This is a genomic window from Polaromonas sp. P1_E11 (genome assembly GCF_056405995.1).
In genome coordinates, this window is record NZ_JBFUBA010000006.1 from 22,545 (window position 1) to 35,144 (window position 12,600).

Annotated in this window: 12 protein-coding genes; 6 read left to right on the forward strand and 6 right to left on the reverse strand. The window is 61.8% G+C overall.

Annotated features, from left to right (window positions below; genetic code table 11):
• Window positions 1-34 precede the first annotated feature (34 nt).
• The 3 genes from AC1D11_RS18645 to AC1D11_RS18655 all read left to right on the forward strand — a co-directional run bounded on the left by AC1D11_RS18645 (window position 35) and on the right by AC1D11_RS18655 (window position 2,536).
• A complete protein-coding gene (locus AC1D11_RS18645; protein WP_477648191.1) occupies window positions 35-1,141 on the forward strand; it encodes a class I SAM-dependent methyltransferase in 1,107 nt (368 codons plus the stop codon).
• 221 nt (window positions 1,142-1,362) lie between these two features.
• The gene (locus AC1D11_RS18650; RefSeq protein WP_477648192.1) at window positions 1,363-1,557 is read left to right on the forward strand and encodes a DUF2905 domain-containing protein; all 195 of its coding nucleotides are present in this window, start codon (window positions 1,363-1,365) and stop codon (window positions 1,555-1,557) included.
• A gap of 16 nt (window positions 1,558-1,573) precedes the next feature.
• Window positions 1,574-2,536: an ROK family protein gene (locus AC1D11_RS18655; RefSeq protein ID WP_477648193.1), complete on the forward strand. Its 963-nt coding sequence runs from the start codon at window positions 1,574-1,576 to the stop codon at window positions 2,534-2,536.
• 21 nt (window positions 2,537-2,557) lie between these two features.
• Here the strand turns inward: AC1D11_RS18655 and mdtD are convergent, their stop codons facing one another.
• The 6 genes from mdtD to rplM all read right to left on the reverse strand — a co-directional run bounded on the left by mdtD (window position 2,558) and on the right by rplM (window position 6,852).
• Window positions 2,558-3,979 (reverse strand): multidrug transporter subunit MdtD, encoded by a 1,422-nt coding sequence (gene mdtD, locus AC1D11_RS18660; RefSeq protein ID WP_477648194.1) that lies wholly within the window; start codon window positions 3,977-3,979, stop codon window positions 2,558-2,560.
• 123 nt (window positions 3,980-4,102) lie between these two features.
• Complete coding sequence (gene erpA / locus AC1D11_RS18665) at window positions 4,103-4,468, reverse strand: iron-sulfur cluster insertion protein ErpA (RefSeq protein WP_122955163.1); 366 nt, start codon at window positions 4,466-4,468, stop codon at window positions 4,103-4,105.
• 166 nt (window positions 4,469-4,634) lie between these two features.
• Entirely contained in the window at window positions 4,635-5,036 is a 402-nt protein-coding gene (locus AC1D11_RS18670) for a bactofilin family protein (protein WP_457282898.1), read from the reverse strand.
• Window positions 5,037-5,091: 55 nt separating this feature from the next.
• Window positions 5,092-5,799: a DUF6776 family protein gene (locus tag AC1D11_RS18675; protein WP_477648195.1), complete on the reverse strand. Its 708-nt coding sequence runs from the start codon at window positions 5,797-5,799 to the stop codon at window positions 5,092-5,094.
• A gap of 221 nt (window positions 5,800-6,020) precedes the next feature.
• Window positions 6,021-6,413: a 30S ribosomal protein S9 gene (gene rpsI / locus AC1D11_RS18680; RefSeq protein WP_007867568.1), complete on the reverse strand. Its 393-nt coding sequence runs from the start codon at window positions 6,411-6,413 to the stop codon at window positions 6,021-6,023.
• A 10-nt stretch (window positions 6,414-6,423) separates the two neighbouring features.
• Entirely contained in the window at window positions 6,424-6,852 is a 429-nt protein-coding gene (gene rplM / locus AC1D11_RS18685; RefSeq protein ID WP_007867557.1) for a 50S ribosomal protein L13, read from the reverse strand.
• A gap of 205 nt (window positions 6,853-7,057) precedes the next feature.
• Between rplM and AC1D11_RS18690 the strand changes: the two genes are divergently transcribed.
• From AC1D11_RS18690 to AC1D11_RS18700, 3 genes are all read left to right on the forward strand, one after another.
• Entirely contained in the window at window positions 7,058-8,056 is a 999-nt protein-coding gene (locus tag AC1D11_RS18690) for a 23S rRNA (adenine(2030)-N(6))-methyltransferase RlmJ (RefSeq protein WP_477648196.1), read from the forward strand.
• A 334-nt stretch (window positions 8,057-8,390) separates the two neighbouring features.
• Window positions 8,391-10,391: a sensor histidine kinase gene (locus tag AC1D11_RS18695; protein ID WP_477648197.1), complete on the forward strand. Its 2,001-nt coding sequence runs from the start codon at window positions 8,391-8,393 to the stop codon at window positions 10,389-10,391.
• Complete coding sequence (locus AC1D11_RS18700; RefSeq protein WP_477648198.1) at window positions 10,388-12,460, forward strand: protein kinase domain-containing protein; 2,073 nt, start codon at window positions 10,388-10,390, stop codon at window positions 12,458-12,460. The genes AC1D11_RS18695 and AC1D11_RS18700 overlap by 4 nt, the downstream gene beginning before the upstream one ends.
• Window positions 12,461-12,600: the final 140 nt, after the last annotated feature.

Genomic DNA, 12,600 nt, shown 5'->3' on the forward strand with positions numbered 1-12,600 from the left:
GACGTATCGCCGACAATTGCAGGCGGTGACAAACATGACCCAGACGACCAATCCCCCCATTTTACCGACCGGCCTAGCCGACCACGTCGCCAGGGCCATTGACGCTGCCGGCGGCTGGATCGGGTTTGACCGTTTCATGGAGATGGCGCTTTACACGCCCGGCTGGGGTTATTACGCCAATGCCTCGCGCAAATTCGGCCTGATGCCGCAGTCGGGCAGCGATTTTGCGACGGCCCCGGAGATGTCCGCCCACTTTGGCAGGGCGCTGGCCAGGCAGGTGAAAGAAGCACTGGCGGCAACCGGCACCACGGAAATCTGGGAATTCGGCGCCGGCTCGGGCGCCCTGGCGCACCAGTTGCTGGATGCGCTGGGCGACTCGGTCACGCAGTACCGCATCGTCGATTTGTCGGGCAGCCTGCGTGAGCGCCAGCAGGAACGGTTGCAGGCTTTTGCCCACAAGGTGAACTGGGTAGCGGAGCTACCGGCGCAGATGCGGGGCGTGGTGGTGGGCAACGAAGTGCTGGATGCCATGCCGGTGAAGCTGCTCGCGCGGCTCAACAACATCTGGCATGAGCGCGGCGTAGCCCGCTTTGAGGGAGGATTTGTGCATGCCGACAACCCGACCGCGCTGCGTCCTCCCATTGAAGTGGAAGGCGAACACGATTACGTCACTGAAATCCATCCGCAGGCGGAAGGCTTCATGCGAACACTGGCCGACCGGCTGGAGGCCGGCGCTGTGTTCCTGCTCGACTACGGCTTCCCCGAACACGAGTACTACCACCCGCAGCGCAGCATGGGCACGCTGATGTGCCACCGCGGCCACCTGGCCGATGCCGATGCGCTGGCGGACGTGGGCGACAAGGACATCACGGCGCATGTCAACTTCACCGGCGTTGCCCTGGCAGGGCAGGAAGCCGGCCTGCAGGTGCTGGGCTACACCAGCCAGGGGCGATTTTTACTCAATTGCGGCTTGCTGGACGGCATGGAAAACGCCAGCCTGCCAGACCGGGTGATGCTGCAAAAGCTGGTGAACGAGCATGAAATGGGCGAGCTGTTCAAGGTGATCGGCTTTGGCGCAAAGGGAAGTCCACCATGGGAACCCATAGGCTTCGCCGCTGGCGATCGAATACACACACTCTAGAAGAAGCACCCCGTCCAGGCTCACCGCGCGTAGCCTGTTCCCCCTCAAGGGGACGGCTCCTGCAATCTGGCAAAGCCAGTCCCGCGGCGCCTTGGCTGTGCTCACTGAATTCCTAAGCCAGCATGAGCCGTGGAACCGGCTTTGCCGGGCCACAGGCGGGCGGCCCCCTCGGGGGCAGGGAGCTACACGAAGTGAGCGACCGTGGGGGCTAAACTAACCCCATGATCCGCTGGTTCATCGTTATCTTCCTGGCCCTGATGCTCATTAGCTGGTTCAGCCCGCTGCTGCAGAAGTTAGGCTTCGGCAAGCTGCCCGGCGATTTGCGTTTTCGCCTGTTCGGGCGCGAATGGTTCATCCCGCTCACCACCACGGTCCTGCTGAGCTTCATTGCCAGCCTGATCGCCAAGCTCATTTGAGAATAAGGCCCTGCACATGAAAGCCTGCGTCGACCTGGGCGGCACCAAGATTGCCGTCAGCCTGATTCCCTCAGCGCCCGAGATAACGCTCGCCCATGCCTCATTGGCCCTGCAGTCCCGGCGCACGGAACCCACCGGAAAAGAAGGCCCGCGCGACACACTGGCATGCCAGGTCTTGCGCATGCTGGACGAGGCCTGCCATGCGGCCGGCATCCGCGTACAGGATCTCGATGCGGTGGGCGTTTCGTCCTGTGGCCCTTTCGTGATGAGGGACGGCATGCTGGAGATATCCAACCCCAATATCTGCGGCGGTATGGCAGGCCCGGCACGCGGCCTGCCTAACGACTGGGTGAGCGTTCCGCTGGAAGCGCCGCTGCGCCGGTGCTTTGCCGAAAAACTCCGCATCGAGAACGACGGCGTGGGCGCCCTGCAGGCCGAACGCCGCTGGGGCGCACTGCAAGGCTCCAGCCACTGCGCTTACGTGACATGGAGCACCGGTATCGGCTTTGGTCTGTGCGTGGATGGCCGGATTCTGCGCGGCAAGCATGGCAACGCGGGCCATGCAGGCCATTCCTTTGTCAGCGACAGCAGCGATGCGCTGTGCGGCTGCGGCAATATGGGCGACCTCGAAGGCGTTGTGGCTGGCAACGCGATTGCGCGGCGCTTTGCCGGTGCGGGTTACCCCGGTGCTTCCGCATTGTTCGCCGCTGCGCAGGCGGGCGACGTGGCCGCCATCACAATCGTGGATGAACTGTGCCGGGTACTGGGACGCGGTCTCTACAACCTCGTCGTCACGCTGGACCTGGAGCGCATCAGCATGGGCGGCGGCGTATTCTGGAATCACCGCGATTACCTTTTGCCGCGTCTGCGGTCGCAGATTCACGGGAAGCTGCCCGCCTTGACGGATGATTTTGAGCTGGTGGCAGCAGGGCTGGGCGAACGGGTCGGGGACTTTGCAGCTTTGGCACTGGTGAGTTGACGCGGCTGCCGGCAGATAAAACTAGCCCTGCCCCGAAGCCTCGGTCGCTTCAGCCTTCTTCACCACCCTCACCTGCGGCGACAGCTGCCAGAAAATCCCCGCTGACGCCAGCGTGATCAGCCCCATTGCGGCAAACGTTGCCTGGAAGGAATGCAGCGTTTGCACGGCCTCGCCCGTGCCAAAGAAGCCCGTGAAAGCGGCCAGCACCGCGCCCGCTGCGGCCACGCCCATGCTCATCGCCAGCATCTGCACCATCGACAGCAAACTGTTGCCGCTGCTGGCCATGCTGCTGTCCAGGTCGCGCAGAGTCACGGTGTTCATCGCAGTGAATTGCATCGAGTTGACTGCGCCAAAACACGCCAGCTGGAGGATGTGCAGCCACAGCGGCTGCGCCGGTGTCACGAAAGCAAAACTCGCCATCGTCAAGCCCACCAGCGCGGTGTTCGTCACCAGCACCCTGCGATAGCCGTAGCGCGTGATCAGCGGTGTGGTGACGCGCTTGACCAGCATGCTGGCCACGGCAACCGGCACCATCATCATCCCCGCCTGCAACGGGGAATAGTCCAGGCTGACCTGCAGCAGGAGTGGCACCAGGAAGGGCATGCACGAGCTGCCCAGGCGTGAGAACAAATTTCCCAGCAGTCCGATGCTGAGCGTGGGAATAGAGAACAGCTGCGGCGAAAACAGCGGGTCAGGCCGTTTGGCAGCATGCAGCCAGTACGCGGTAAGGCTGGCCATGCCGAACACCAGCAGCACCAGCACGCTGGCTTGCTTCAGGCCCAGGCCCGACAGCCCATCCACCGCCAGCGAGACGGCCACCATGCCGAAGGCGAGCAAAAGATAGCCCGGCAGGTCGAAACGCGGCATTTGACGCCGTGGGTTGTCCGCCATGTAAAAAAGCGTCGCCAGACAGCCCAGCAACCCTACCGGAATGTTGATAAGAAACACCCAATGCCAGGAAGCCACCTGAACCAGCCACCCGCCCAGCGTGGGGCCGATCAGGGGGCCAACCAGGCCTGGAATGGCGATGAAGCTCATGGCCTGCAAAAAGCGCTCGCGCGGAAAGGCGCGCAGCACGGCCAGCCGCCCCACCGGCAGCAGCAGTGCACCGCCCATGCCCTGCACCACCCGCGCCGCCACCAGTTGCATCAGGTTGCCGGACAGCGCGCAGGCGATAGAGCCAATGACGAACAGCGAAATCGCCCCTACATACACCCGCCGCGTGCCGAAGCGGTCGGCGATCCAGCCGGACGCGGGGATCAGCATCGCCATGGTGAGGGAATAAGCCACCACCACCGACTGCATGCGCAAAGGGCTTTCGCCGAAGCTGCGGGCCATGGCCGGCAAGGTAGTGTTGACGATGGTGGCATCCAGCGTCTGCATGAAAAAGCCGATGGCTACGAGCCAGAGCAGCATGCGCAATGATTTTTCTTCTGCCTGCATGAATGAGAGATGCGAAAGGGCGAACTTGGTTCACCGCACGGGGAATGAAGTAGACGAGAAGGCGGCCGGACAGCAAAAAGCCGCCTCGAAGGCGGCTTTTAAAGCGAAGGCGCCGGGTCCGCCTCAGGCCGAGAAGCTGGATCCGCAGCCGCAGGTGCTGGTGGCGTTGGGGTTCTTGATGACGAATTGCGCACCTTCAAGGTCGTCCTTGTAGTCGATTTCGGCGCCCACGAGGTACTGGTAGCTCATGGCGTCGATCAGCAGGGACACGCCATTTTTGGTCATGGTGGTGTCGTCTTCGTTGGTGATTTCATCGAAGGTGAAGCCGTACTGGAAACCGGAGCAGCCGCCGCCCTGCACAAAGACGCGCAGCTTCAGATCCGGGTTGCCTTCTTCGGCAATCAGCTCAGCCACTTTGGACGCGGCGCTGTCGGTGAAGACAAAAGGCGCGGGCATTTCGGTCTGGATATTTTCGGCAACGGCACTCATGGGGGCTCCAATACATAAAGCGAATCAGGGTTCGCGATTCGAGGCTTTCAGGCCTCTGGCGACACTATGGGCAAATAGTACAGCAATTCAATCAACCATAACGCCCATGCGTGTTAGGCCGTGCGGTCTATTGTGAGCGCTTACTCGCTCAATTCACCCCGATCAATCAGATGTTGTTGGCGGCCAGTTTGAGCGTGGGTTTTTCTTCCAGTTCCGCGTGGCTGGTAGCGCGCAACTGTCCAAATATGACGGCACCCTGGTGCATTTCAAGCGCCTTGTAAGACACATCGCCCTCAATTTTGGCTTTGGGCTGCAATTCAAGCAGCTCGGATGCGTGGACAGGGCCCATCACCCGGCCATTGATGATCACATGGTCGGCATGAATATGGCCGGTCACAGTGGCCGACTCGCTGATCACCAAAATGCTGGAGCTGCCTTCGGCGGCGCGGATGTCGCCGATCACTTCACCGTCGATCCGCAGGCCGTCGGTGAATTTCAGGTTGCCCTCAATGCAGCTGCCTTGGGCGATCAGGCTTTTGATGGGCGGCTGCTTCTTTTTTCCAAACATACAAAGATTCCTGTGCTGGGGTGTCGCGGTGGAAGGGGAAATCGGGGAGAAATTCTCAAAGCTTGAAGGTCTGGGCAGATCTGACCGCTGTGCCCTCAATGACTTTAGCTGTAACTGTTTGTACCATGGCTTGGGGGGGCAAGTCGAGGACACCTTCCACGCGAAGGTACTGTTTGAACTGTAAAGTTTGCGGTCCGCCGGGCAAAGTCATCGTCCAAGGTTTTCCGTACTGCGTGCCATGAACCGTCAGGTCAAGTTTCCCGTTGAAATTAGGCGCACCCTTGACGGGCTGGATCACCAGGACCTGCCATTTGAGCTGGGTTCCCGACAATACCTCGGCCTGCAGGCTGCGGATGGCGACAACCTCGGCGCTACCAGCCGGCAAAAGCTTCTGAAAGAATCCCAGGTCGTCACGCAAGCTGCGGTTGTCGCTTTCCAGCTGCCGGATCTGGCTCATCATTTTTTCCTGCACCGCTTTTTCGGCCGTGAGCAGGCTGCCTGAAGTATTGGCAATCGATTGCGCCCTGTCGCGGTCTGCACGCAAAGTGACCACTTCCTGACGCAACACGCTGATCTCTTCCCTGGTATCGGTATCCACGCCCGCAATCCCCTTGCCGAACTCGAAGGCCCAGAGGGCGACCGCTGCAGAAAACCCCAGCATCAGGGCACCGGCGATCCACCGCAGGGGCCAGGGGAGCGAGCTGCGCACCGACATGCGCGGGGAACTGATCGTCAGGCGGCGGCGAAACAGGCGAAATTTCAAATCGGGGGCCCTGCAGTTTTCGGTTCGAGGAGCTGCATTGTGCACGCAGACATCCGCTGAACCGCCCTATTCAGCCGTAAAGCAGGGTAAGGCTTTGCATCAGGAAAACTAAACGCTTACAAAGCATTGACAGGGCGTTGTGGGCATCACACAAATGCGCCCACCCATGAAAAAAGCCGCCAGGCGAACCAGGCGGCTTTTTCGGGGACAGCGAAAGCGGATTAGCGCTTGCTGAACTGCTTGCGGCGGCGAGCTGAGCGGAAACCGACTTTTTTACGTTCGACTTCACGTGCATCGCGGGTCACAAAGCCAGCCTGGCTCAGGGCCGGCTTGAGCGTTGCGTCGTAATCGATCAGCGCACGGGTGATACCGTGGCGCACTGCGCCGGCCTGGCCGGACTCGCCGCCGCCGTGGACGTTGACCATGATGTCAAACGTCTCGACGTGGTTCGTCAGAAACAGGGGCTGGCGGCAGATCATGATCGAGGTTTCACGACCGAAGAACACCTGGATGTCACGGTCATTGATCGTGATCTTGCCGGTGCCTTTTTTGATAAACACACGGGCGACGCTGGATTTGCGACGGCCGGTGCCATTGTTCCATTCACCAATCATCAATGGCTCCTTAGATGTCCAGCACTTTAGGCTGTTGGGCGGTATGCGGGTGCTCTGCACCACCGTACACCTTGAGTTTCTTGATCATGGCGTAGCCGAGCGGGCCCTTGGGCAGCATGCCCTTGACGGCTTTTTCCAAAGCGCGGCCGGGGTGCTTGGCTTGCATGTCGCGGAAATTGGTGGCAGTGATGCCGCCTGGATAACCGGAATGGCGATAGTAGATCTTGTCGGTCGACTTGGCGCCGGTGACGCGCAGCTGGGCTGCATTGATGATGACGATGAAGTCACCGGTATCGACGTGAGGCGTATAAATGGCCTTGTGTTTGCCGCGCAAACGGAGAGCAACTTCGCTGGCTACTCGTCCGAGGACCTTGTCGGTCGCGTCAATCACAAACCACTCGTGCGTCACGTCAGCGGGTTTTGCGCTGAACGTTTTCATGAGTTTTCTTTCGAAAAAATGGTTTGTCGGGTTCTTTTCTGCGGTCGGTGTTCTTCTGATGAGAACCTCTTAGGCAGTATTTCAAGCTCTGCCGCGGAACCACTAGGCGCTGCAGAGCCCACGATTATATGAAAAATCAAGGACTTGCGTCAATATTCAGCCGGCTTTAAGGCATTTCTCCCCGGCAAGAAGGTAGGATAGACCCATGTTTTCCTATCGCCACGCCTTCCACGCAGGCAACCACGCCGACGTGCTCAAGCACACCACGCTGATCGCGTTGATGAAGTATTTGACCCAGAAAGACACGGCGCTAACCGTGATCGACACGCATGCGGGCGCGGGCCTGTACCGGCTTGACGGCGACTACACCGAAACCAGCGGCGAGGCCCAGGAAGGCATTTTCAGGCTGCTTTCCCAGCCTGTTTCCGAGACAAAGCCGGCTCCAGCCCAAGCGCAACGGGCGCAAGCAGCTCCTAAAACTGTAGCAAAGCCCGCCGCCGCCAAACCAGCCGCAGGCGGCTGGGCGCCTGCCCTGCAGGACTACATCGACCTGTTGCGCGGACTGAACCCGCAATTCGCCGAAAGCGGCGACATCGCGCACCTGAAGATCTATCCGGGCTCCCCTTTCATCGAGCAGCAATTCCTGAGCGGGCGCGACAAGCTCAAGTTGTTTGAATTGCATCCCACCGATTTCAAGTCGCTTTCCGGCAACATTGAGCAGTTGGGTGTCGGCCGCCAGGTGGCGGTTTCGCGCGAAGACGGCTTTGAAGCGCTGAAAACCTTTTTGCCCCCACCTGCCCGCCGGGCGATGGTCCTGTGTGACCCCAGCTATGAAATGAAGAGCGACTACGCGCGTGTGTCGGCCTGCATGGCAGACGCCGTCAAGCGCTTCGCCACCGGTACCTATGTCGTCTGGTACCCCATCATTCCGCGGCCGGAAGCCCATGACTTGCCCCGCAAGCTCAAGACGCTGGCCGTCAAAGCCAGCCGAAGCTGGTTGAATGCCACTTTAACGGTGAAATCGAGCAAATTAACAACAGATGCCGCCGGTGACGTGGTGCGGCCAGGCCTTCCTGCCAGCGGCATGTTTGTCATCAACCCGCCCCACACCCTCAAGGCAGAGCTGCAAACGGCCTTGCCGCAAATGGTGGCCCTGTTGGGGCAAGACCGCAATGCCGGCTTCACGCTGGAGCATGGCGGCTAGGGCTTTCAGGATAACGCCCCGCAAGAGGGGGATGGCAGCCGGCACCGCCAACCGGTTATGCCATGTTGGCTGTGTTGTGCGCCCAGACTTTCCTGTCTTTACCGCCGCAGTGAGTTGTGGCAAGGTTGTCCCGTAAGCTTTCCCAAAGTCTGCGCCTCCATTGTCCCGCCCCTGTTATCGGCGCTTCCCGTGTCCTGATCTCCGCTTCCTTTTCTCCTTTTTCTCCTTTTTCTCTTGGCTCTCCCCGCTCCCTCGGTGCTCCACCATTAACATGCCCATCCAGGCTCAAGCTCTCCCGTCCGCCGCCCCGGATACGCCGGGCCTCGGACCGCGCGTGCGTGGGAAAACAGCCAGGCCTGCGGAAAAGGGCATCAACGCCGGCACAGCAAGCGGCACGGCGATGGGCACGCCAGAGGGCATGGAGCATGAAATCGAGCGCCGGGTTGCGCTTCGTACCCAGGAGCTTCGTGCATCGCTGGCGCGCTACCAGACCATGGTGGACCTCGCGACCGAAAACATCTGCGTCGGGCAGGAAGGACTGCTCCGTTTTGCCAATCCGCCATGCCTGGCCTTGCTGGGTACAGAGGCCGGCACCATGGCCGACCGGCCCATGATCGAGTTCATCCATCCGGAAGACCGCAACTTTGTTTCCGGCAAGCACAAGCTGCGCGCCGCAGGCAATGTCGTCCCGGCCTTCGAGGCGCGATTCCAGCGCGACGACGGTACGATTTCCCTGGTGGAAATCAATGGCGTGCTGGTGGACTGGGAAGGTGCGCCGGCGGACCTTTTTTTCCTGAAGGATGTCACCGAGCGCAAAAGACTCGAGGCCCTGACCCGATCAGCCGCCGAGCGCTACCGGGCGGTCGTGGAAAACGTCAACGACGTGATCCTGGTGGTGCAAAAAGGCATCGTGCGCTTTTCCAATACCAGCGCCCAGGCCATGTTCGGCCTGACGCTCACCGGACTGCCGTCCATGCACCTGATCCACCCTGACGACCGCGGCATGGTGCAGCGCCAGCGCGAGCTCATGCAGTCAGGCACCATGGTCAGCGCCTACGAGGCCCGCTTCATCACGCCTCCGCGCGAAACGATGGCGCCGGACCTGCGCACCGGCTGGGCCAGCATCTACGGCACGCGCATTGAGTGGGACGGCGAACCTGCCCTGCTCGTGCTCATGTCCGACATCAGCGAGCGCCGCCGGCTGGACGAAGAACTCAAAACCGCGCTGACGCAGCGCGAAGCCATCCTCGAGACCACTGCCGTCGGCGTGACCTTCCTCAAAAGCCGGCGCCACCAGTGGCTCAACCGCACGCTGGCGGCCATGCTCGGCTACAGCCCCGCCGAACTGCTGGGCCAGGAAACGCGCGTTCACTATCCCAGTGACGAGGATTTCGAACGCACCGGCGAACTCGCCTACGCGCAGATCGCGCAAACCGGATCGTTCTCGCTGGAAACGCGCATGCGCCGCAAAAGCGGCGAGCTGATCTGGGTTCAGCTTGACGGCTCCGCGCTCGACCGCAACCGCCCGCAGGAAGGCTCGGTGTGGACTTACGTGGACATCACCCGGCGCAAGGAAGCCGACGAAGAAGCCCGGCGGGCCCTGGCGCGCGAACGCGAATTGGGTGAGCTCAAAACGCGCTTTGTGTCCATGGCCTCGCATGAATTCCGCACGCCGCTTGCCACGATTCTTTCGTCCGCCGAGTTGATCGAACACTACGGCGAAAAAATCACGCACCGCGAGCGCCAGGACATCATGGCCGACCTGGTGATCGCAGTCAAACGCATGCAGGGCATGCTTGAAGACATGCTCACCGTCGGGCAGGCCGACGCCGGCAAACTCAAGCTCAACCTGAAACCGCTGGATATCGCGGCCCTGTGCCGCAAGCTCGTGACCGAAATGCACACCAGCGACGCCGGCCAGCATGCGATTGAATTTGAAGCCCCCATCGGCCACGACGCTTTTTCGCAGCTGGTCCTGCTCGACGAACGGCTGGTCCGGCACATTGCCAGCAACCTGCTGGCCAACGCCTGCAAATATTCGCCCGCCGGCAGTGTGGTGGTGCTCACGCTGGACCGCCGGCAGGACGAATCCGGGGACCACCTGATCCTGCGCGTCAGCGACGAAGGCATCGGCATTCCGCCCTCGGACCTGCCACGCCTGTTCGAGAGCTTTCACCGCGGCTCCAATGTGGGCAACCGCCAGGGCTCCGGGCTGGGCCTGGCCATTGTCAAACACGCCGTTGACCTGCATCACGGCAAAATCGAGGTGGCAAGCATGCCGGGAACGGGCACACAGTTCACGATCAGCCTGCCCATTTCTCAAGGAACCCCATGACCCTGATCCTGATCGTTGAGGACGACGACGCCATCCGCAGCAACATCGTGCGGCTGCTCAAACTTGAAGGTTTTGAAACAGCCGCGGCCGCAGATGGCCGGCAGGGCCTCGAGCAGGCCCGCGCAAACCGCCCCGACCTGATCGTCTCCGACGTCGGCATGCCCGGCATGAACGGCTTTGAACTGCTGGCAGCCGTGCGCGCCGACCCGCAGCTGGTCAACACCCCCTTCATGCTGCTGACCGCGCTGGACGACCGCGAAAGCATGCGCCGCGGCATGACGGCCGGCGCCGACGACTATTTGTCAAAACCCTTCAGCCGTGCCGAGCTGCTCGATGCCGTCAATGCGCAGCTGAAGAAAAAAGCACGGGTGCGTGAAGCCATCGACTCGGGTGTAGCCGCCGGCGAAGAACGCCTGCGCGCGGCTTTCGCCAGCCGCATCAGCGGCAGCCGCCCCGACAGCGTACCGGTTGATATTCCGGCCAGCGCGCAAACCGAAGAAATCGCCAATGCCACCGTGCTGGTGGCCAGTATCCGCAATTTCACCTCGCTGGCTGAAAAGCTCAATGCGGCGGAAGTGTCGCAACTGCTCACCGAATATTTTGAGCGCATCTCCGAACCCGTGCTGAAAAACAGCGGCCGGCACATCAAGTTTGTCGGCGATGGATTGATGGCGGTGTTTGTCGACACCGCCTCGGGTTCGCCGCTGCCGGCCCCGCGCCGCGCCATTTCTGCGGCCCTTGCCATGGCGCTGGCCACGCATGAATTTCGCGACTGGCTGGAGCAGCGCTTCGGCGGCCGCGCGCTGCCGCCGTTTGCCATGGGTATCGGCATCCACAGCGGCGCCGTCACGCTGTGCCAGCTCGGCACGCAGCAGACCAAGGAACTCACCCCCGTGGGCGAAACCGTGACGCTGGCCTCGCGGCTGGAAGATGCCACCGAAGAAAAGGGCTGGACGGTGATGGCCAGCGAGCAGACCCTCGGCGAAGCCGGCACCGGTATCCAGACCGGCATCCACACCTCGCTATCGCTGCCCGGCCGCAACCTCGCCATCGATGTGGCCGAGGTCACGGGCCTCATCACCACCATGGACGACAAGATCCATGGCATGGCCAGCCTGACCGAGCGCGCCAGCGAGATCAGCGACGCTGTGCGCGCCAATTCGGACATCACCGCACGCGCGGTCAAGGGCGCGCTGGACGCCAAGCTCTCGGCCCTGAAAGACCTGCGCTTTGACGCCAGCAGCGAGGCGGTACGCCTCAAGGGCTACCGCATCACGCGCAAGATCGGCGCCGGCGGCATGACCGAGGTCTACCTGAGCGAACGTGAATCCGACGGCCTGCCGATCGTGCTCAAGGTGCTGGACTCTCGCGGCAAGGAAGCCTCTGAACACCTGGTGCGTTTCATCCAGGAATACGCCCTGCTCTGCAAGATCGACCATCCGCACGTGATCAAGATCTACGACCAGGGGTTCACCGACGAGCACGCCTACATCGCGATGGAGTACTTTGAACGCGGTGACCTGCGCAGCCTGTTCGGGCCCGACCTGGCCCGCTCGCAGGCACTGACGGTGGCGCGCGAGGTCGCCCAGGCGCTGTCGGCCATCCATGCGCACGGCATTGTCCACCGCGACATCAAGCCTGAAAACGTCATGCTGCGCGCCGACGGAAGCGTGGCGCTGGCCGACTTCGGCATTGCCAAGTCCATGCTGCAGGCCCCCAGCATGGGCCTGACCCAAACCCACCACGGCGACGTCGTGGGAACGCCCTACTACATGAGCCCCGAGCAGGCCACAGGCCGCAAGGTAACGGCCCAGTCCGACCTCTACAGCCTGGGCGTCATGCTGTTCGAAATGCTGGCCAACCGCAGGCCCTACGTTGCCGAATCGCTCGAGCTGCTGCTGGCCAAACACCTGAATGCCGACACCCCCGCACTTCCCGAAGTGCATGCGGAATTGCAGGGCGTGGTCAACAAACTGATGGCCAAAAACCCCGAGCACCGCTACGAATCGGCCGAAGCCTTTTTGCTGGAGCTGGAAGCCATAGCCCCCGCTCCCGAGATCAGTCTTTAGAAAAGCTCCCCCCGTCCAGGCTCACTGCGTGTAGCCCGTTCCCCCCTCAGGGGGCGGTGGATGTGGCCCCCACGGTCGCTCACTTCGTGTAGCTCCCTGCCCCCCGAGGGGGCCGCCCGCCTGCGGCCCGGCAAAGCCGG